Source organism: Microbacterium luticocti DSM 19459, assembly GCF_000422405.1.
Classification (GTDB): Bacteria; Actinomycetota; Actinomycetes; order Actinomycetales; family Microbacteriaceae; genus Microbacterium; species Microbacterium luticocti.
Genome location: NZ_AULS01000014.1, coordinates 1 through 20,859, shown reverse-complemented (window position 1 = coordinate 20,859; position 20,859 = coordinate 1). Strand labels below are relative to the sequence as shown.

The 20,859-nt window shown below is 72.2% G+C and carries 18 protein-coding genes; 6 read left to right on the top strand and 12 right to left on the bottom strand.

Annotated features, from left to right (window positions below; translation table 11 throughout):
• Window positions 1–9 precede the first annotated feature (9 nt).
• From H577_RS0110865 to H577_RS17850, 9 genes are all read right to left on the bottom strand, one after another.
• Window positions 10–4,353 carry a type VII secretion EssC family protein gene (locus tag H577_RS0110865; protein ID WP_029145965.1) on the bottom strand — a complete coding sequence of 1,448 codons (4,344 nt, stop codon included), beginning with the start codon at window positions 4,351–4,353 and terminating at the stop codon, window positions 10–12.
• Window positions 4,354–4,636: 283 nt separating this feature from the next.
• Window positions 4,637–4,906 carry a hypothetical protein gene (locus H577_RS0110860; RefSeq protein WP_084516143.1) on the bottom strand — a complete coding sequence of 90 codons (270 nt, stop codon included), beginning with the start codon at window positions 4,904–4,906 and terminating at the stop codon, window positions 4,637–4,639.
• Window positions 4,907–4,963: 57 nt separating this feature from the next.
• Complete coding sequence (locus H577_RS17070) at window positions 4,964–6,430, bottom strand: TrbL/VirB6 family protein (RefSeq protein WP_051191971.1); 1,467 nt, start codon at window positions 6,428–6,430, stop codon at window positions 4,964–4,966.
• A gap of 161 nt (window positions 6,431–6,591) precedes the next feature.
• On the bottom strand, window positions 6,592–6,870 hold the full coding sequence (locus H577_RS0110850) for a hypothetical protein (protein ID WP_029145963.1): 279 nt from the start codon (window positions 6,868–6,870) through the stop codon (window positions 6,592–6,594).
• A 1,014-nt stretch (window positions 6,871–7,884) separates the two neighbouring features.
• Window positions 7,885–8,724, bottom strand: a complete 840-nt coding sequence (locus H577_RS0110845) for a hypothetical protein (RefSeq protein ID WP_245570386.1) — start codon at window positions 8,722–8,724, stop codon at window positions 7,885–7,887.
• A 282-nt stretch (window positions 8,725–9,006) separates the two neighbouring features.
• On the bottom strand, window positions 9,007–10,665 hold the full coding sequence (locus tag H577_RS17065; RefSeq protein WP_051191970.1) for an alpha/beta hydrolase: 1,659 nt from the start codon (window positions 10,663–10,665) through the stop codon (window positions 9,007–9,009).
• Window positions 10,666–11,078: 413 nt separating this feature from the next.
• Window positions 11,079–12,206, bottom strand: a complete 1,128-nt coding sequence (locus tag H577_RS0110830; RefSeq protein WP_029145961.1) for a hypothetical protein — start codon at window positions 12,204–12,206, stop codon at window positions 11,079–11,081.
• 71 nt (window positions 12,207–12,277) lie between these two features.
• Window positions 12,278–12,574: a DUF503 domain-containing protein gene (locus H577_RS0110825; protein ID WP_029145960.1), complete on the bottom strand. Its 297-nt coding sequence runs from the start codon at window positions 12,572–12,574 to the stop codon at window positions 12,278–12,280.
• 4 nt (window positions 12,575–12,578) lie between these two features.
• Window positions 12,579–12,746 (bottom strand): hypothetical protein, encoded by a 168-nt coding sequence (locus tag H577_RS17850; RefSeq protein ID WP_169566294.1) that lies wholly within the window; start codon window positions 12,744–12,746, stop codon window positions 12,579–12,581.
• A gap of 466 nt (window positions 12,747–13,212) precedes the next feature.
• Between H577_RS17850 and H577_RS17845 the strand changes: the two genes are divergently transcribed.
• From H577_RS17845 to H577_RS16200, 5 genes are all read left to right on the top strand, one after another.
• Window positions 13,213–13,791 carry a hypothetical protein gene (locus H577_RS17845; RefSeq protein ID WP_169566292.1) on the top strand — a complete coding sequence of 193 codons (579 nt, stop codon included), beginning with the start codon at window positions 13,213–13,215 and terminating at the stop codon, window positions 13,789–13,791.
• Window positions 13,785–14,618 (top strand): hypothetical protein, encoded by an 834-nt coding sequence (locus tag H577_RS16205; RefSeq protein WP_156876631.1) that lies wholly within the window; start codon window positions 13,785–13,787, stop codon window positions 14,616–14,618. The genes H577_RS17845 and H577_RS16205 overlap by 7 nt, the downstream gene beginning before the upstream one ends.
• Window positions 14,619–14,658: 40 nt before the next feature.
• Window positions 14,659–15,180: a P-loop NTPase family protein gene (locus tag H577_RS17665; RefSeq protein WP_156876630.1), complete on the top strand. Its 522-nt coding sequence runs from the start codon at window positions 14,659–14,661 to the stop codon at window positions 15,178–15,180.
• A gap of 82 nt (window positions 15,181–15,262) precedes the next feature.
• Window positions 15,263–15,805, top strand: coding sequence for a hypothetical protein (locus H577_RS17660; RefSeq protein WP_156876629.1), 543 nt, complete (start codon window positions 15,263–15,265; stop codon window positions 15,803–15,805).
• A gap of 123 nt (window positions 15,806–15,928) precedes the next feature.
• Window positions 15,929–16,477 carry a hypothetical protein gene (locus H577_RS16200; protein WP_156876628.1) on the top strand — a complete coding sequence of 183 codons (549 nt, stop codon included), beginning with the start codon at window positions 15,929–15,931 and terminating at the stop codon, window positions 16,475–16,477.
• A 215-nt stretch (window positions 16,478–16,692) separates the two neighbouring features.
• On the opposite strand, the gene H577_RS0110795 is transcribed toward H577_RS16200, so the two are convergent.
• The 3 genes from H577_RS0110795 to H577_RS0110780 all read right to left on the bottom strand — a co-directional run bounded on the left by H577_RS0110795 (window position 16,693) and on the right by H577_RS0110780 (window position 20,337).
• Window positions 16,693–17,901: a M20 metallopeptidase family protein gene (locus tag H577_RS0110795; protein WP_029145957.1), complete on the bottom strand. Its 1,209-nt coding sequence runs from the start codon at window positions 17,899–17,901 to the stop codon at window positions 16,693–16,695.
• Between the two features lie 2 nt (window positions 17,902–17,903).
• Complete coding sequence (locus H577_RS16195; RefSeq protein ID WP_051191967.1) at window positions 17,904–19,361, bottom strand: MFS transporter; 1,458 nt, start codon at window positions 19,359–19,361, stop codon at window positions 17,904–17,906.
• Window positions 19,362–19,743: 382 nt separating this feature from the next.
• Window positions 19,744–20,337, bottom strand: a complete 594-nt coding sequence (locus tag H577_RS0110780) for a TetR/AcrR family transcriptional regulator (protein WP_029145956.1) — start codon at window positions 20,335–20,337, stop codon at window positions 19,744–19,746.
• A gap of 332 nt (window positions 20,338–20,669) precedes the next feature.
• Here H577_RS0110780 and H577_RS0110775 point away from each other — a divergent pair.
• A partial coding sequence (locus tag H577_RS0110775; RefSeq protein WP_029145955.1) for a transposase occupies window positions 20,670–20,859 on the top strand: 190 nt, incomplete at its 3' end.

Sequence of the window (20,859 nt, the reverse complement as noted above, 5' to 3'; positions counted from 1 at the left end):
CGGACATGATCAGTCCTCCCCCGACGCACATAGTAGTTGCACGACCTGCGCAGCCCCACCCGCGATCAGCAGCCCGCGGCCGATGCCCGACAGCGATTCGTGCGCGCTCATCGGCACCTGCGCACCCACCAGGGTGCCGTCGCCCATCTCGGGCGAGATCAGCATCGCCCGTCGCGCGCGGCGGACGGCGGCCACCAGCCCCGGGATGTGCTGGCGCGACCGCGCCTCGTCGGGATCGGTCGCGACGACCAGCGCCAGGTTGGGCCGCCCGACCAGCGCGGTCAGCGCCTCGAGCGCACGGCGCTCGTCGCCGGCCGCCTCCCACGCCCGCTCCCACACGTGCACGTCGTCGACGAGCACGAGCGTCCAGCCGGTGTCGGTGCGGGATGCCTCGGCCTGCGCCCAGGCGGCGGCTGAGGCCGGGTCGGTGAGCACGGTGACCGGCATGTCGGCCGGCAGCGGCCCCGCGGCATCCGCCCCCGGCCCGATCAGCACGACACGGGCCGGTTCTTCGGCGCGGTGCGCCAGTTGCGCCAGACCGACCAGCGCCGAGGTGCGGCCCGACCGGGCGCGGCCGGTCACAAGCACCGGACCGTCGCACATCCGCAGCGAGACGGGGGCGACGACGTCCTCTTCGACGCCGACGACGAGCTCGTCGCGGGCCGGGCGCGGCAGCAGCCGCTGCGGCAACCGGGTCGGCATGACCGGCACCGGGGTCGGCGAGACCTCGTCGTAGCGGCCGGGCAGGTGCGCCATCAGCTCGTCGAGGTGCTCGGCCTGCTGCGGGGTTCCCGCACCGCCCAGGGTCGCCACGTGCACCTCGTGGTGGCCGACCAGGCCCCGGCCGGCGGGGGAGTCGGCGTCGAGCACGCCGGTCGCCACGCCGAGCATGCCGTAGTCGTCGGCGACGCTCATGCGCAACACCACCCGGCCGCCGAACGCCGCCTGCACCTGGCTGGGAAGCCCGGTGCGCTGCGGGGCGGTCGCGGTCACGTGCACCCCGGCGCGGCGGCCCTCCTGCAGCACGGTCAGCAGCTGGTCGGCGTGCTGACGGCGCAGCGCCCCGCCGCCCTCGAGTGCGTCGAGCACCGCCGGCAGGTTGTCGATCAGCAGGTGGATGCGCTGCGTGTGCACCCCGGTCGCCGCCAGCGCATCGAGGTCGGCCACACCGCGGGCGGCCAGCATCGCGTTGCGGTCGATCACGGTGCGGTGCACCATGCGGATCAGCCGCAGCATCCGTTCGGTCGCCTGCTCGACGACGATCGAGCCGACCGACCCCAGCCGCTCGAGCACAGTGAGTCCGCCGCCGCCCGCGTCGATGCCGTACACGCACGCGGGTGCGGCGTCACCGGCGGCGGTGACGGATGCCGCGACCGTGCGCAGCAGTTCGGTCTTGCCCGATCCCGACGCCCCGTACACGAGCAGGTGGCCGGTGCGGGCGTAGTCGACCAGCCACGGCTCCTGCCGCTGCTCGGCGGGGATGTCACGCACCCCGAGCAGCACCTGGCCCGGACGCTGCTCGACCACGGTGACGTCGGTGCCCGATCCGGCGATCGCGGCCTCGTCGCGGGCGTCGGCGCCGATCGCCAGACGCCCCGGCTCGATGGCCGCGATCGGCAACTCGTCGGGCAGCGGGGGGATCCACGGACGCTTGGGCGCGGCCGCGCCGCTGCGCAGGAACGCCGTGGTGACGGTGGCGACGATGCGCTCCAGGTCGGAGTGCTCGTGCAGCCGCTCGCCGGTGCCGCCGTCGGATTCGGGCAGGGCGCGGGCGGTGAACGGGCGCACCTGCACGCGCTCGCCGCTTTCGCGCAGCCGCTCGGTGCCGCCCACATAGGCCACCTGCACCAGCTCGCGGGTGCCGTGCCCGGTGCGGCGCAGCAGCGCCCGCCCGGGAGTGCGACGCGACAGGTTCGCGGCATCCGGAGCATCGACCACATCGCTGGAATCGTCGGGCGAGGCGACCCGCAGCGCGATGCGCAGGTCGGTGTTCGCCTTGATCTGCGGGGTCACCACGCCCGCCGGGCGCTGCGTCGCGAGGATCATGTGCATACCCAGCGACCGGCCCCGCTGCGCGATCGAGACCATGCCGTCGATGAAGTCGGGCACCTCGGCCAGCAGCGCGGCGAACTCGTCGACGCAGATGAGCATGCTCGGCGGGGCGGCCTCGGGGTGGGTGCGCTCCAGGGCGACGAGGTCTTTCGCGCCGTACTGCGCGAGCAGGTGTTCGCGCGAGGTGAGCTCGGCGTGCAGCGAGGTGAGCGCACGCTGCACCAGCGCCGGGGTGAGGTCGGTGATGTAGCCGACGGTGTGCGGCAACTGCGCGCACTCGCGGAACGCGGCGCCGCCCTTGTAGTCCACGAGCAGGAACGTGATGCGGCGGGGCGGATTGTTGACCGCGAGCGAGCACAGCAGCGACTGCAGCAGCTCGCTCTTGCCGGCGCCGGTGGTGCCGGCCACCAACCCGTGCGGACCGTCCTCGCGCAGGTCGATCGAGCACACCCCGTCGGCGCCCATGCCCAGCTGGGCGCGCAGCCCGGTGCTCGCCGCCCACCGCTGGCCGATCGCGTCGGGATCGTCGAGGTTCGTCAGGTCGGTGCTCAGCTCGGGCAGCCGCACCCGGTCGGGCAGGGCCGACTCGCCGGCGAGCACGGCGGCCTCGTCGCGATAGCCGCCCAGGGCCCGGGCGGCGCGCCAGGCCGAACCGAGGTCGAGCCGGTCGGGCGAGGTCAGCTCGTCGACGCCGCCGCGGTCGGCGCGACGGATGCCACGACCCGGCAGATCGACGGCGACCTCGGTGGCGGCGGGCACGCGGGCCAGGTCGCCTCCGACCCAGAGCAGGTGCAGGCGCTTGTCGTCGGCGACGGATGCCACCCCCTCGACGAGCCGGCGGGGCAGCCCCGCGGCGGAGTCGATGACGCAGACGATGTGCTCGGTGCCGCCGTCGCTGCGGGCCAGCTCTTCGAGCAGGGCCTGACCGTCACCGGCACCGACCGCGACCGAGGCGAGGCCTCCCGCCAGCGGCGCGGCATGAGGCATCCATCGCAGCCACGATTCGATGCGGGCGCGCTCGTGCGAGAGCACGGCGACGATGCGCACGTCGTTGGGGGAGTGCGTGGCGGCGAGGCGGATGAGGGCCGCCTGCAGCCACTCGTCGAGCTCGTCGCCGTCGCCGACGACCGCGGTGAGCGTGCCGAGCGGCACCGTGACCGGCATGTCGGCGAGGGTGTGGCGGCGGGCGAGCTCGGTGCGCACCTCGGCCCGCAGCGCGCGGTCGCCCTGGTCTGAGAGTTTTCCGGTGACCAGGGCAGGGCGCGGGCCGAGCCCGGCGCGGATGTGCAGGAAGTCGGGGTCGTCGGCCTGCCGCACCCAGATGTGCCGGTCGGCGCTGGTGGCCCGGTCGCGCACGATGGCCGGGTCGGGGTCGTCGTCGACGGCGTTGGCCCGTTGCGCGACCGCGGCGGCGTCGATCGCGGCGAGGCCGTCGGCGAGGTCGGCGCGCCAGGTGCGGGTCTGCTCGGCGAACTCCTTCTTCGCCGCGCGGCGCTGGATGAGGTGGGTGATCACCATCATGGACGGAAAGCCGAGCATGAAGATCAGCGAGTACGCGTTGCGCATGGTCGCGAACAGGGCGCCGCCCATGATCACCGGCATGAGGATCATCGGCCACGGGAACGGCTGCCGGCGCGGCGCGCTGGGAGCGGTGGGCAGGTCGACCTCGGCGGGGGCGACCGTGGTGCCGAAACGGGGCGAGCGCCAGATGCTGCGGTCGGCGGCGGTGTCGGCGCCGCGGCCGGGCTGCAGGGTCAGCACGGTGGAGCCGATGCTGATGCGTTCGCCCCAGGCGACCGGTTGGGGGCGGCCGACCGGGCGGTCGGCGACGCGGGTGCCGTGCGCGGATCCCTCGTCGCTGAGCACCGGCTCGCGGCCGAGCAGCAGGCGGGCGTGGGTGCGTGAGACGAGCGGGTCGCTCAGCCGCACGGTGGCGTCGGCGCCGCGGCCGATGGTGGCGACCTCGCCGGTGAGCGGGATGCGGGCGCCCGCATCGGGTCCGGTGAGGATGTGCACGATCGCCCGGGGCGGTCGTGCCGGGGCGGGCCGGTCGAGCCAGTCGTCGGCGACGGATGCCACATCCAGCACGTCGCCGTCATGCAGCGGTGCCTCGGCCAGCGGGGTCTGCGCCGGCCACGGCACACCCGCGGTGGTGGGGGCGAGCAGCACCTGTGAGCCGGCGAGGTGACGGCCCAGGCTCGCGGCGAGGTCGGCGACCGAGCCGCCCTGCTCGGCCGTGACCACGACGTCGACCGGCTCGAGGCTGCTCTCCGGCGTGGGCCGGACGCTCACTCGCCACATGGATGCTGCCGTCCTCTCGGTCTGGTCTCGGGTTCGGGGTCTGTGCTTCGAGCTGGGCTCGGGCTCGGGCTTGCTTCCGACGGTAGGACGGGCGGGGGCCCGCGGCCACCCGCGCGGGGGTGGAAACTTCCGCTTCGTGCCGGCTCGGCCGCGGGCCCACGCACGACCGAAACCCCCGCCCCAGGCACGCCGGAAGGCCGGCTCCCGTGGGGGAACCGGCCCTCCGTGCGACCCGCGCGACCCGCGCGACCCAGGCGACCCAGGCCACCCGCGCGACCCGGCGTCAGCTCGAGGCGCGCTCCTGGTCGTCGGCCTGCTGGGCGATGATCGTCGCGTTCTCTTGCAGCGCGTTGACCACGTTCTGCAGCGCGGGCACGTACTGGCCGTGCCAGTCGCTGGTGAACCGCTGCGCGTCGGGGCCGTACCAGGGCGTGTTCTCGAGGCGCTGGGTCAACTGCGCGGTCAGCTGGTTGATCGTGTCGGCGTCGCTGTTCATGACCCGCGAGAGGTCGCGTCCGGCGGCGATGTCCATTCCATAGACGGTGGTGCTCATTTTCTTTTCCTTTCAGTGGTGTGTGGCGATATGAAGTTGTGGGGTGGATGCCGCGGACTAGAGCGTCCGTGGCGCGTCGAGGTCGACCGCCTCGTCGGTCGTGTCGGAGTTCTTTCCCGAGCGGCGCAGGCCGCCGAGCGCGGCGGCACCCGCACCGGCCAGGCCGAGCGGACCGGCGATCATCGCCGCCCGCGCGGCCGCCGGCATCCCGCCGATCGAGTCGGGCGCCGCGTCGAGGCGGAACGCATCCGATCCGGTGGCGGCAGAGCCGAGGGATGCCGGGCGTGCCGCGACCGCGGCGTGTACGACGTGCGGGTCGCCGGCCGCGAGGGCATGCGGATCGGTGCCGGTCGCGCCGCCCGTGCCGGAGCCGCCTGAGCCGAGGCTGCCCGAGCCGAGGCCGCCCGAACCGATCGCGCCGGAGCCGCCTGAGCCGATCGCGCCGGACGAGCCGAGGCCGCTCGAGCCCGACCCCGAGTCGGAACCCGAGCCGGAGCCGAGGCCGCCGGAGCCGCCCGCTCCCAAACCGGCGCTGCCGCCGGAGCCGGAGCCAGAGCCGCCAAGACCGGACGCGTGCGAGCCGGAGCCGCCCGTGTTGCCGCCGACGGCGCCGCCACCGAGCGACCCGGACCCGATTGACCCGGACCCGATCGACCCGCCGCCGATCGACCCGGAGCCACTGGCATCCGTGCCATGCAGCGCCGAGCCGGCGTCGTATGTGCCGTGCGCATCGGGCGCCCCGGCCCCGACCGCGCCCGAGCTGTACCCCGAACCGACCGCGCCCGAACCGAACCCGGACCCGAGAGCCCCCGAGCCGTACCCCGACCCGATCGCCGCGGAGCCGAAACTGGAGCCGGGCAGGCTGCCCGCCGGCGCGACGGCCGAGGCTCCCCCGCCGGTCGCCCGGCCGAGGGCCGCGGCCGCGCTGGCGATGGTGCCGATCAGCCCCGGCACCGAGGCGGCGGCCGAACCGCCGTTCGCGGCCTGGCCGAACCCGCTCGCCCCGCTGCCGACGGTGGCCGGCGTCGTGACCTGCGATCCGCCGCCGACGGCGCCGGTCTGGCCGAGCCCGCTGGCGGTGGCGCCCACCCCGGTCGGGGTGGCGACGGCGCCGCCGGCCCCGGTCGCGGTGGTCGGCATGGTGGACGGGGAGATCGCGTACTCCGGCGCCCGCAGCGACGGCGGGTTGGCGCAGGTGCTCGCCGGCATCGAGATCGGCGTGTAGGCCGAGGCCGGCACCGACACGTGCGGTGAGTCCTCGCTGACCGACTTCTGCAGCGCAGAGGCCGTCTCGAGCACCTTCGCGAAGCGTTCGAGCGCCTGCTGGGTCTTTTCGACCCACGGGATGACGGTGCTCTCGAGGTACGCGGCGTACGCGGCGGCCCAGCCGGTCCACGACATCGCCTTCAGTGCGGCGACGAGGATCTTCAGCGCCATCGCGACGGTGCGGGCGTAGTTCGCGCCCTCGTGGGCCTTCTGCGCCAGCTTGTCGAGTTCGCCGACGTCTGCTCCTTGGAATGACATCTTCCCCTCCTCTCGGTGTGTCTCGGTGCGGTGGATGCCGCGTGGTGGTCTGTCTCGCCCGGTGGGCGGTGCGGCGAAGGTGCCGCGGTGGACCCGACGCTACGGACCGGGTCCGGCGGAAATCCACCTCGACGGGGGTGGAAACTTCCGCCGCGTCGGCGCTAACTGTTGCTGACTTCGTCCTGCAGATCGGCGCGCCGGCGCAGCTCGGCGGCGTTCTCGCGCAGCGAGTCGGCGGCCTGCGCGAGCTCGGGGCGCAGCGCCCCGTCCCAGTCCTGCTTGAAGCGGTCGGCGGCCGGACCGATCCACAACACCTGGTCGACGAGCGCCGACACGCTGTCGACGACGCCCTTCAGCTCGGTGGCGTGGGAGTCCATGCGCTGCGACTGGTCGCGCGTGTACTGGGTGTCGATGCCGTAGAAGCGTGAGCGGTCGTACATCTCGGGTTCCTCCTCGGTGTGGAATCGCCCCTGACGCTAGGCGCGCACGCGGGGCTCAATCCAGCGCCGCGGGGGTGGAAACTTCCGCCGCGTCGGCCCGGATCCGCGCGGTTCGGGTGGTGATCCGGATGCCTCACCCGGCCCGTCATCAGCTCCACACGGCGACGCCCACCGCGCCCAGGTCGCAGAACACGCCCACCACGCCCATCTGAGCGGGCCTGTTCTGCGACCCCGAGCGACGCGGGTCGCAGAAGACGCCGTCTGGGCCGACTTCAAGGGACCACTTCTGCGACCCGCGTCCTGCGACCTGCGAGCCGCGTCCTGCGACCTGCCGACTCGGTCCGCGGCCACAGCGCACAGGTCGCAGAAGTCGCCCACCCGGGGCTTCTGACTGGGCATGTTCTGCGACCCCGAGCGACGCAGGTCGCAGAAGACGCCGCATGGCTCGACCCCGAGGGGCCACTTCTGCGACCTGCGCCTGGCGACCTGCGGCCTGCGGACTGGGTCCGTGGCTGTCCCGTACAGGTCGCAGAAGTCGCCCACCACGCCCGCCTGAGCGGGCTTGTTCTGCGACCCCGGGGCGACGCAGGTCGCAGAAGACGCCGTCTGGGCCGACTTCAAGGGGCCACTTCTGCGACCCGCGTCCTGTGACCTGCGAGCCGCGTCCTGCGACCTGCCGACTGGGTCCGCGGCCGCCGCGCAAAGGTCGCAGAAGTCGCCCAGCCCGGGCTTCTGACTGGGCATGTTCTGCGACCTCGAGCGACGCAGGTCGCAGAAGACGCCGCCTGGGCCGACCCCGAGGGGCCACTTCTGCGACCCGCGCCCGGTGACCTGCGACCCGCGCCTGGCGGGGGCCCGCGATGCGCGCCTTGCGTACAGGTCGCAGAAGTCGCCACCCCGGACTTCTGACTGGGCATGTTCTGCGACCCCGAGCGACGCAGGTCGCAGAAGATGCCGCCTGGGCCGACCCCGAGGGGCCACTTCTGCGACCCGCGCCGCGCCCGCGGCCGCCGCCTACGCGTCGGGGCGGATGCCGTTGCCCCGAGCCTGCGCGATGAGCACGGCCTGCAGGTCGGCCGGGGTCACCAGGCCGGTCTCGGCGATGCGCCGGCCGACGGCGAAGCGCACGTTCTGCACGCGCCCGGCCGAGGCGGTGAACAGGTCGTCCGCGGGGCCGAACGCGAGGCGCGCCACCGACCGGATCGCGTCGTCGACCCGCTGCGCGCGCTCCAGGTTCCAGGCGTGGCCGCGCCACGCGAGGATGCGCTCGTAGATCTCCCGGTTCGACGGCGGCCGCGGATAGTCATCGGCACCGCTCAGCCATGGTTCGGTCAGCGCGAGCGCGACGTACCACTCGCGCGACCAGCGTTCCAGGTGCGGCGCGGCGGCGGTGGCGTCGCCATCGGATGCCGCGGGCACATCGCTCCACGGATGGCTCGGGGCCGCGGCATCCACTTCTTCGACGTCGAGGGTGACGACCAGGTCGGTGTACCGGTTCGGGCCGGTCTGTCGGCCGCGGTAGATGAGCAGCTGGTTCTCGCCTTCGTCCAGCAGTGCCGACATCCCCTCCGACAGGCTGACGCGCCGAGCGCCGCCGGGCGCGTCGAACAGGCTGGACAGCTGCGCCGGGGTCGACCCGCGCCAGCGCAGCCGCACCACTTCGTCGCCGACCTGCACCTCGCCGCCGACCCGCGACACATGAGGGGCGACATGGGGCAGCGCGAGTGCGGTGATGTTCACCTGGGCGTCGCCGGGCGGCAGCGCGGCATCCGGTGACCGGCCCATCAGCAGCGTGTCACCCGATCCGAGCACGACCGTGGGCACCCCCGGTCCGCGCAGCGTCACTCTCAGCACGTCGTTCCCCCCGACCGTTCCCCTCCCGACACAGGGTAGCGGCACGCCCGCGCCACGGGGCGAGGCCCGGGGGTGGTGCGCCCGCCGCTCGCAGGCGCGGTGCCCCCGCCGATGGTTGCCGCAAATGGTCGGAAAGACAGCGGTCATAACGACCATCTACCGCACCTACCCGAGGCGGTGGGGTTGAGGTCGGGCAGGTGGATGCCGCGGCCCGCGCCCGCGGTCCACGTCGGGCGCGCGCTCAATCAGGCGTCAGGCACGTCGGGCGCGCCCGCTCGTGCCTCACCTCCCCCCGCCCGGCACCATGACCGGAGGCAGGCGCAGGCGCAGCAGGTCGAGTCCGACGCGGGCGGCGTCGCCCGGGCCGAAGTTTCGGCCGTGCGCGGCGGCGTCGGGCAGCCCGGCCGCGACGGCGGCCATGTTGTGCAGGCTCGTCGAACCGGGGTCGAAGTAGTGGGTGTGTCCGTGCACGGCCGCATACGACTGCCCGTCCATGACGGTCGCGCTCGTGCTCAGGTGGGTGACCCCGTCGACCACGCTCGGGTCGGGGCCGAACCGGCCGAGCGCCGCGACGCCGTCGCCGGAGGCCTCCATCACGAACGCGTGACCGGTCGGCACGTGCAAGGTCGAGGCATCCGGTGTCGTGATGCCGGGCGAACCGGCGAACACCGCATCGTCCACGCCGGTGACGGTGTGGAACGCGTAGGCGGCGGTGGTCGACCCGTACGAGTGCGCGATCACCGTCAGGTGCGGGTCGGTGGCGCGCGCCGCGCCGATTCCCGAGAGGAGCCCGCTCAACTGCACGCCGCCGCGCTCGGCCAGGGTGGCTCCCGCGACGCTGTGCCCCCAGCTGACGACGTTGCTCACCTGGGGGGCCTCGTATCCGAGCCACGCGACGGTGGCGACCGTGCCGGTGCGGCCGGCGGTCTGCAGTTGGGCCTCGGTGGCGACCCGCAGGCGGTCCATCGTGGCGGTGGCCGGCGCCAGGTCGTCGGCGACGGTCGTGGTGAACCCGGGCACGTACACGGCGACGTGGTCGGCGGTGTCGACGTCGCCGACCGCGACTGCGGCGAGCGGCTGCCCGGGCGCGGCGAGGTCGAGCGTGAGCAGGTGCCGGTCGGGGCCGGCCGCCAGCGCCTGCTGCACCGCGTGCGCGGCTGCGAGCTGCCGGCTGTCGTCGGCGAGCGCGTGCTCGAGCGCGAACCGGCGCACCGTGACGGCGTATGTGCCCTCGGTCGCCTCGCGCGCGTCGAGCCCCGCCAGCTCGCCCCGGATCGTCGTGGTCTCATGCTCGAGTGCGGTGGTCCGCGTGTGCAGGATGCTGCGGTTCGCGAGGTCGCGGTCATGGGCCGGGATGCCGTCGGTGTTGCCGATCCAGTCCGGATGCGCCGCGATCACCTGCTGCCGTTGCGCGTCGGTGAGGTGCCGCCACCAGTCCGCGACGGCCGTCGGTCCGGTGGTGGGAGGAGGCGCGAGACTGCCGGCGTCGCGCGCCGCGCCTGCTGTTCCGGCGGCCGTGGCCGGCCCGGGCGCTGCGGTGCTCCCGCCCGCACCCGCCGGGCCCGGAACGCCGCCCGCGCCCGCCATGGCGGTGACACCCGCCGCGCCCGCACCCGCCGCGGTCGCCCCGGACTCGCCCGCGCCCGCTCCCGCCGCGGTCGCCCCGGACGCGCTGGCCTGCTCCTGCTGTGCGGCTTCATGCACGATGAGCTCGGCGGCGGTGCGCAGCGCGGTCACCGTCGTCCCGAGGCCGGGTGCGACGGCGTCGAGCCACTGCGCACGGTGGGCATCGGCATCCCGCCCCACCCAGGTGAACTGTGAGCACAGTGCCTCGGTAGTGCGGGCGCGCACGGTGTCGAGCCGGTCGGCGCCCTGCGCGCACTGGCGGGCGAAGGCGCGCAGCGCCTCGATGTCGGCGCCCGAGAGCGTGGTCGGTGACATGGCGTCATCCTGGCGCCGGACCGGCCGCGGGCGCCAGCCCGCGAACGGAGGAAACTTCCGGCTCGTGGGTGCGCGGGCGGTTCGTGGGGCGACGCGCGGACGGCCGCGGGCGGGTTGTGGGGCATTGCGTCCTCGCCCGCGCCTCGGGCGGCGCGCCGGCCAGGTCAGACGCCGGCAGTTGGTCAGAACGGCAGCGACTGCTCCGGCACGGTCAGGCCGGGTCGGCGGGCGACGAGGTGGTCGAGCAGCTGCGCATAGCCGAGCACGGTCGGCAGCGTCCCCATGTCCGTCCTCGCCCGCGCTCCGGGCGGGCGCGCCGAACGGAAGTCTAGGTCGCCGGTCCGACACGCGCGGACGCGCCGCGGCGTCACGGGTCGGCCGGGCTGCGGCATCCACCCCCTACCGCGCGATGCTCACGTGCCCGGCGGCGGGTCTTCGGTGAAGTACTCGTAGGCTGCGAAACCGAGGATGCCGGGCACCTGCAGCATCCCCCATGCGCCGTGTTCGGTGAACGCGTCGTCGGTCATGCTCTGCACGATGTCGCCGTAGCGGGTGCCCTGCATGTCGTTGTACGCGTCGGTGCCGATCTGGTAGCCGACGCCCCAGGCGGTGCCGAGGGTGGCGTCGATTTCGGGCCCGGCGGCGGTGAACAGCAAGGGCACGCCGTGTTCGACCATGCCGCCGACGTCGTTCTCGGTGGCGGCGGTGCCGAAGCCCCATCCGTTCGTGGCGGCGCTGTAGACGCCGAGCGCGCCGCCGCCGTATTTGGCGATCGCACCGCCGCCGGCCTCGGCGCGTTCGATCGCGGCGGGCAGGTTCGCCCACTTGTCGCCGGTCGCGGGCATCTCGGCGAGAATCCGCCCGAGGGTCGCGGTCCCTGGCAGCAGGGTGAGGTGGTCGCGCAGGTCGGCGAGCCGTTCGGCCAGGCTCGGTGAGGGGGTGGATGCCTCCGGCCCCGCGCCGCGCGCGGTTCCTGTGCCGGCGGGGCCGGTGGCGGCGGCTGGGTTCGGGCCCGCGGCCGTGCCGCTTGCGCCGACGCTCGCGGGCCCGGTGCCTGCGCCGGTGGTGCCGCTCGTGCCGGTGGTGCCGCTCGCACCGGCCGTGCCGCTCGCACCCATGGTCGCGGGCCCGGTGCCCTCTCCGCCCGCGGACCCGGTGCTCGCGTCTGCCGTTCCGCCCGCGCCGACGCTCGCGGGTCCGGCGCCCGCGCTTACCGTTCCCCCCGCGCTTACCGTTCCGCCGGCGCTTGCCGTTCCTCGCGCGCCCGCCTCACCGCTGGCGTCGAGCTGCTGCTGCGCCTCGCGCACGAGCGTGAGCCCGGCGTCGCGCAGCCGTCCGGCGACGGCGCCGACTGCGGGTACGGCGTCGTCCTGCCACTGCGCGCGCATGGCCGTGGCATCCGGCCCGCTCCAGGGCAGCTGGGTCGTGAGCTCGACGGTGGTGCGTCGGGTGATGGCGATGAGTTGCTCGGCGCCGGCCGCGCACGCGGCGGCGAGGTCGAGCAGTCGCTGCGCATCCGCGCCCAAGAAGGAGGTCGACATGCAGCCATGGTCGCGGCATCCCGCCTCTCGGGCCAGCCGAGCCGGGGTGGAAACTTCCGCCTCGTGGCGCGTCAGTCCTCGCTGGAGTGCAGGCCGCGCCGGGTCGAGAGCAGCGTGATCTCGGGGTGCTCGTCGGCGAGCAGCCGCTCGGCGCGGTCCAGCACATCGCGCACGTGGGTCGCGTCGGACGCGACGACGGCGACGCCGACGGCCGCGCGGCGGTGCAGATCGTGCGCGCCCACCTCGGCGGCCGAGGCCTCGGTGCGCCGGCTGAGGTCGGCGATGAGGGGGCGAAGGATGCTGCGCTTCTGCTTCAGCGAGTGCACGTCCCCGAGCAGCAGGTCGAACTCGATCCAGCCGATCCACATGGCGTCAGTCGGGGGCGTGCGGCCCCGGGGTCCCGGCGGCGTCGGTTGCCGGCGCGCGGCCGGCGGCATCCCGGATCCCCGCCGCCACGGCGCGGCGCACGACGACGTAGAGGACGTAGAAGAACACCGCGGCGAGCACCACCGCGAGCACGAGCCCCGTGAGCGGATCCATCCCTCGAGTGTGGCATCAGCGGCGCGGTTGGTCGAGGGGTGTGCGCTCCGCCTACCTGCTGCCGCGCGCCTTCGCCCGCGCGCGATCACCCGCGTCAGGCGACAGCTGCCTGGATGGTCGTGACGTACGCGTGGCCCAGAAGGGTTCGCCCGCGTCAGGCGCAGGTCGCACATCGGTCGCGCGGGGCACGCGCCGCACCCGTCGCCTGCATAAGCGTCGCGCGAGGTGCGCCTGCGCGGGGCGCGGGGGGGGGGGGGGGGGGGGGCGTCTGCGCGGGGCGCGGGGGGGTGCGTCTGCGCCGGGCGCGCGGGGTGCACGTGCGCCGGGCACGAGTTATAGCTGCGCAGGCGCGAATCGGACCTGACCCGCGCACGGGCGAGCAGCCGCCGCCCGGTCATCCTTTCGCCTCGGGGCTCTCCCGAGGGTTCCAACGACAAGTGGCAGTCGCGGCCGGGGTGGCGGGGCTGTGGATAACTTCTGCGGCGGATCGGCGGATCTGGGTACGGTGATGTGCATGTCTCGTCGTACGATCGTGGCCGCCGCGGTGCTGGTGCTCGCGGTGCTGACCGGCTGCACCCCACAGCCGGCACCGAGCCCGACCCCGAGTCCGCGGTTCACCAGCGAAGCCGACGCGTACAAGGCCGCGGAGGCCACGTACCGGGCGTACATCGCCGTACTCAACAAGGTGGATCTCAGCAGACCCGCAACATTTGAGGACGTGTATCGCTGGGAGACGGGGACGGCGTTAGACGCGGACAAGAAGAACCTGACTGCGTATCACGCGGACGGGGACACGGTCGAAGGCAGCACCGTGATCACCCTCCTCGAACCCGGCACAGTGTCGGCGGACCTGAGTGATGTGACATTGCACGGATGCCTCGACGTGTCGGATGTCGTCCTACGGGACAAGAACGGCGAATCGCTCGTCAGTGCGGATCGTCGACCGGTTCAAGCGATCAGGGTGCACGTGACCACCAGCGATGATTCACCTACGGGCCTGCTTGTGGACAAGGTATCGGGACGAAGCGACGGGCCCAAATGTTGATCGCCGCTGTCGCCGTCGTAGCATCACTCCTCATCACGCCGATTGCAGACACACCGCCATCTGACGACGGCGGGACAACGAGAACGTGGTCGACTAACACATTCGATGGCGTGGATGTACGAGCGGAGAAGACCACGGGCGGCGGCAATGAGACAAACCGCACAGACGCATCGCAGTATCGCAGCAACGGCAATGGCGGGAACTCCACCCCGGTCCCGCATCCGAATCCTGATGCGTTGCCGGCGGTGCCGGGTGCGGTGACGCCGGTGGACTGCAAGACCGTGTCGGTGCCGTGTCGGCTGACCCCGTCGGCCACTCCGACACCGGCGGCCGAGGCGATCCCGACGGTCACGCTCACCGACTTGGCCAGGTTCCGGCCGACACCACCGGTGCTGGCCACGGAGCCTGCCGGGGTCGGGATCGTGGGACTGCCGGTGAACCTGGTGGCCACCGCCCCGGCCCAGACGTTGCATGGGGAGTTGTTCGATCATGCGGTGACTGTCCGGTTCACCCCACACCACTTCACCTGGGCCCCCGGCGACGGCACCAGCCTGAGAACCGGCACCGCCGGCACCCTGTGGTCCCGCGCCAGGGAACCGCAGTTCACCGAGACCCCCACCAGTCACGTGTACACCGCCCGCGGCAGGTACACCGTCCGGGTCACCGTCGCCTACAGCCCGGTCGTGACCTTCGACACTGGCTGGACACAGGCCGTCTCCGGGTTCGTGTCCGCCACCAGCAGCACCCAGAGCATCCGCATCTACGAAGCCCACACCATGCTGGTCGCCCACACCTGCACCGAAGACCCCACCGGCCCCGGCTGCTGACCATCTGGGTCCGGTGGTATGCATGTCCCGCCGTGCGATCGTGGTCGCCACGGTCGTCGTGCTTGCGATGGTGACTGGCTGCAGCCCGCAGCCGCCGCATCCGGCACCGAGCCCGACGCCGAGTCCGCGGTTCACGAGCGAAGCCGACGCTTACAAGGCCGCGGAAGACACGTACCGGGCGTACGTAGATGCGCTCAATGCCGTCGATATCTCAGATCCAGCGACGTTCGAAGACGTCTACCGGTGGGCTACTGAGGGCCGCCAATCCGCGGACAAGAAGACGTTGACCGCGTATCACGCGGAGAACGTCTCGATGTTGGGTAGTACGCGGATCCTCTCCCTGACTGCAACTGAGGCGACACCACCTCTTGACGAGGTCGTGCTGGCGGCATGCGTCGACGTGTCCTCTGTCGACATTCGAAGCGAGGATGGTGCATCGCTTGTTTCACCAGACCGTCCGGATGTCCAGAGTGTCGCAGTGGAGGTCCATGGCTCCGACGGGTCTCCCACCGGCTTCGTGGTGGCGGCTATCGGGGGACGAACGGAGGGACCAGCGTGCTGATCAACTCGGCTGCGGCGACCTGGTCGACGGACGTCATTCACCGCAGGGTGATGGGGCGGCGAATCTCGGTACGGTGGGGTGCATGTCTCCCCGTGTGATCGTGGCCACCGCGGTGCTCGTGCTCGCGGTGTTGACCGGCTGCGCACCGCGGCCCCCGCATCCCGCGCCGAGCCCGACCCCGAGTCCGCGGTTCACCAGCGAAGCCGACGGGTACACGGCCGCGGAGGCCACGTACCGGGCGTATGTCGACGCGAGCAACCAGGTCGAACTCGTCTCCCCCGCGACATTCGAGCCGGTATACAAGCTCGAGGTCGGAGATGCGCTCGACGCCGACAAGAAGTCGTTGACGCACATGTATTCCGAAGGCTGGACATTGGATGGTGACACCAAGCCAGGGTCTATCGTGCGTCGATCCTTTACGCCCGAACACGAGGCGGTTGTTGCATTGGATGTCTGCATGGACATCAGCGGTGTGAACCTGCTCGATAAGTCCGGACATTCTCTGGTCAGACCAGAACGACCAGACCTGCAGCCGTTGACCTTCACCTTCATTCCAGACTCCACTTCAGCCACAGGTCTCCTCGTCAGTAGCATCTCTGGGAGTTCCACACCGTGTGAAGGCTGATCATCCTCGCCCTCTTGAGTTTCGAAGCTCCCTTGGCGAGAGAGGCAGCCACGTTCCCCCCCCCCGCGTGGCGGCAACAACACGAACGACAGGTGATAGCCGGGGCGGAGGTGGACGAGGTCTGTGGATGATTTCGACGGCGGTTCGGGGGATCTCGGTACGGTGGGGTGCATGTCTCGCCGTGCCATCGTGACCGCCGCGGTGCTCGTGCTCGCGGTGTTGACCGGCTGCACACCGCAGCCCCCGCAGCTGGCGCCGAGCGCGACCCCGAGTCCACGGTTCACCAGCGAAGCCGACGCGTACAAGGCGGCGGAGGCCACGTACCGGGCGTACACGCAAGCGTTGAACAAGGTCGATCTGTCGGACCCCGCGACGTTTGAAGAGGCGTATCGATGGTCGACAGGGACTGCACTCGACGCGGACAAGAAGAATCTCACCCGCTATCACGCAGAGGGCGTCGTGAAGAGCGGCGAAACGCTTGTGACGGTCGTTGAACCACGGTCTGTTGAGGGTGACTTCTCTGTCGTGATGTTGAACGTGTGCGACGACGTCTCATCCGTCGACCTGCGGGCACCCGATGGCAAGAGCCTCGTGAAGTCCACAAGATCTCCGGTCCAGGCGCTCGCTGTCGAGCTGGAGAAGAGCGAGACTCTGCGACCGGCCTTCTCGTGAGCGAGATCTTGGGAAGGAAAGACGGTCCCTCATGCTGAAGCCGCTGTTCGCGGGCGAAGTCATTTCGTCACCGACCCGACCGTGCCGGTAGTTGCCGCAAATGGTCGCTATGATCGCGATCTTTTCGACCATTTGCGGCAACCATCACCAAAGGGTGGGGCTGGGGGCTGGGGGCCGGGCGCCGGCTGGGTGGGATGTCCCGGCGTCCGGACCAGTCAGCCGGCGTCGCCGAGCTGAGTCCGGCGGAACGCGAGCGTCGCCAGCGCGGCGGCCTGGTCGCCGAGCACCGCGTCGTCGAACAGCACCCGCGGCGAGTGGTTCCACTCCGCAGTGGCGAGGTCGACCTCGGGCGGCGAGGTCAGCAGCGCGAGGAACACGCCCGGCACCTCATCCAGCACGAACGCGAAGTCCTCCGACCCCATCATCGGCGAGGGCATCTGCTGCACCCGCTGCTCGCCGAACACGTCGCGCAGCACGGCCACCGCATCCTGCGTCTCGTCGGCCGCGTTCACGGTCACCGGGTACATCACCTCGAACGACACGTCGGCGTCGAGGCCGTGCGCCTGCGCGATGCCGCGAACCAGGCGCGGCAGTTCCTGCTGCAGCCGCGCCAGCGACGCGGCCGACATCGTGCGCACCGTCGCCGCCAGCCGCGCCTGTTCGGGGATGACGTTCACCGCCCCGGCGCCGGTGTCAAGACGGGTGACCGACAGCACGATCGGATCGAACGCGTCGAACCGCCGCGTGACGAAGCTCTGCAGCGCCAGCACGATCTCGGCCGCGACCGGCACCGGGTCGAGGGTCTGATGCGGCTGCGACCCGTGCCCGCCGCGACCGCGCACGGTCACGGTGAGCTGGTTCGAGCCCGCCGCCACCGCACCAGGCCGGGTCGCGAACACGCCACGTGGACCGGGCGCCACGTGGACGGCGTACGCGGCCACGGCGCGCGAGCCCGCGGCATCCAGCACCCCCTCGTCGATCATGACCTTGGCGCCGCCGTGTCCCTCTTCGCCGGGCTGGAACATGAACACGACCGAGCCGTGCAACCGGTCGCGGTGCGCCGCCAGCAGCCGGGCGGCGCCGACCAGGCCCGCGGTGTGCAGGTCGTGCCCGCACGCGTGCATCGCGCCGTTCGACGACGCGAACTCGAGCCCGGTGGCCTCGTCGATCGGCAGCGCATCCATGTCGCCGCGCAGGATGACGGCGGGCCCGGGCAGCTGGCCACGCAGCACCGCGACCACCGAGGTCGTGCGGGTGCCGGTCGTGATCTGAAGCGGCAGGCCCTCGAGGGCGGCGAGCACCTTCTGCTGGGTGCGCGGCAGCTCGAGCCCGAGCTCGGGATCGGCGTGCAGGGCCCGCCGCAGCGTGACCAGGTCGGGCATCAGCGCAGCGGCCTCGCCGCGGAAATCGGGGATCTCAGACATGGTCAGCCTTCCGTGAGAGGGGTGGAGTCGCCGGGCGCGCCCGAGTCGCCGGTCGCGCCGGAGTCGTCGTCGGCGTCGCCGGTCGCGCCGGGCATCTTCATGAGCGTCAGCGCGACCGCGGCGACGACGAACGCGCCGGCGCAGATCGCCCAGACGGTGACGTACCCGCCGATCGACGAGGTGAGGGTGCCGGATGCGGTGAACCCGGCGAGCACGAGGGCGAAGACGGCGCCGGCGGCAGCGCCTCCGAGGGTGCGCAGCGAGTTGTAGACGCCCGTCGCGATGCCGGTGGCGTCGTGCGGCGCCCGCTCGGCCAGCAGTGCCGGCAGGGCGCCGAGCAGCAGCCCCATGCCGGCGCCCGAGATGGCGTTGGCGACGAAGATCTGCCACAGCTGCTCGTGCAACGCGATCTGGAACAGCGAGCCGGCCGCGGCCGCGCACGCGCCGACGACGAGCACGGTGCGGATGCCGATGCGCCGCGCGATCGGTGCGAACACGGCGGCGCCGATCGTGGCGAGGATCGTGACGACCGCGATCACCGCCGAGGCCAGGCCCGGTCCGGCCGCGAACCCGTAGCCGGTGGCATCCGGGTCGGCCGACAGGAACGTCGTGATCGGCGCCTGCGACCCGAACATCACCATGCCGAACAGGAATGCGACGAGATAGATCGGACCGAGTCGCGGCGAGACGGTGAGCCGGATGTCGATCGCCGGGTGCGCGACGCGCAGCTCCCAGATCACCCAGAGCACGAACACGACCAGCGCGACGCCGAGCGCGATCAGGGTGCCCGGCGCGGCGAAGCCCGCCTCGCCGGCCAGGCGCAGCCCGGCCAGCAGCGCCACCATGGCGACGGCGAGTCCGGCGAACCCGACGACGTCGACCTTCGCGGCCGCGCGGCTGCTGGATTCGGGCACCTTGACGAACACCGCGAACGCGGCGACCGCGACGAAGACGACCGGCACCAGCAGGGTGACGGTCAGCGACGGCGAGACGCTGCCGACGGCGCCCGAGGCGATGGTGCCGAGGATCGCTCCACCGGTCAGGCACGAGACGAGCAGGCCGATCGCGGTGCGGGCGCTCTCGCCGCGGATGCGACTGTGCACGAGCGCGACCTCGAGCGGCAGCCACACCGCGAGCGGACCGACCAGCACCCGCGCGACGAGCACGAAGGGGTAAGGCGGCAGCAGCGCGGTGACGATCGTGCCGATGAGCACCGAGACCACCGCGATCCGCAGCATCCGTCGATGGCCGAAGATGTCGCCGAGTTTGGCCAGCAACGGCACGCAGACCGCCGCCGCGAGGGTCTGCACGGTCAGAAACCAGGTGATGTCGGCGTCGCTGACCTGCAGGTGGGCGGCGATGGCGCCCAGCAGCGGCGGGTAGTACCCCTGCACGAAACCGCTGGCCAGCTCGCAGAACACGAGAAAGCCGACCACCGTGCGGGCTGTGACGGTGGGCATGGATGCGGTGAGTATCTCCCGGTTCGCCGTGCCGCTGCGGGCGGTGCCCGGGGTGCTGCCCGGGGCCCCGTTCGGGACCCGGTTCGAGGCGGTGCCCGGGGTGCTGTTCGGGGTGCTGCTCGAGGGCGCGCCCGGGGCGCTGTGCGGTGCGCTGCTCGAGGGCGTGCTCGGGCTGCTGCTCGGGACGGTGCTCGGGGCTCCGTTCGGGCTGCTGCTCGAGGGCGTGCTCGGTGCCCTGTTCGGGCCTCGGTTCGGTCGGGGGCTCATCGGTGGACCTCTTCTTCGGGGTCTTGGGCGCGTCGTGGCGCGGTTGGGGGGATGCGGCGGCTGCCGCGGCGGGGCCGGTCGAGCTGTGTCGGGGCCGGTCGCGCTGCGTCAGCGGTCAGTCAGGCAGCGGTGGGGTGTCGGCGCGCAGCGGCGGGGTCTGCAGCAGTGCGGCGATGACGGCACGGTAGTGGTCGGCCGTGAGGCGGATGCCTTTGACCGACTGTCGGTAGAGGGTGAGCCCGGCGATCGTGTCGAGGATGAGGTCGGCGTCGACGTCTGCCGGCAGCTCGCCGCGGGCGATGCCACGCTCGATGATCGCGACGCCCTGGTCGCGGCGGGCGCGGAAGAAGTCGTCCCACAGCCGAGGAAAGACGTCGGGCTCGAACATCGCGCGCAGCCCGTTGCCGGTGTCGCCGGTGTCGGTCTGGTTGCGCTGGTTCTGCAGCGCGTGCTCGAACAGGTCGTCGGCGACGCTGCCGGTGTCGGGCATGTCGCCGAGGCTGATGTGCTCGCGGATGATCGCAGCCACCAGGGTCGCCTTGTCGGGGTAGCGCCGATAGATCGCGGTCTTGCCGCAGCCGGCTTCGCGTGCGATGTGCTCCACCCGCAGGCGGGCGTAGCCGTCGGCGATGAGCATGGCGCCGCCCACATCGAGGATGCGCGCGGTCAGCTCTTCGTCGGTGGGTCGTCCGACGGCGGGGGAGGTCATGGGCGTAATGATACGCAACGGTGCGTTTCATAACAAGAGAGGCGTGGATGCCGCGGAGCGGACCGCGTGCAGAACTCCTCCAATCCGAACACCACGGTGCCGAGCATCCGCGGGATCATGGGATGTTTCGGAGCGGACTGCGTGCAGAACTCCTCCAATCCGAATGCCACGGTGCCGAGCATCCGCGGAATCACGCGGACTTGAAGACCGGCCCGGGGGTGAGTCCCATAGCGTGGTGTCAATTCCTGCGGGGTCCTCGTCGTCGTTGACGATGGAGGGCCACCGTGGGATGACCAGTTGTTTCCGGCAAGAAGCAAAGGAGAGATCCCACGATGACCCACTACCAGTCTGCCCTGACGACCCTGATCGGCGAAGTCCTCGCCGACCCCGAGCTTGCCCACTCGGACGTGTTCCGTCGGATGCTGCAAGCCGGCCTGCAGGATCTCGTTGACGCGGAAGCGACGGCGAAGATCGGCGCGGCTCGTTACGAGCGCACCCCGGAACGGATCACGCGCCGCAACG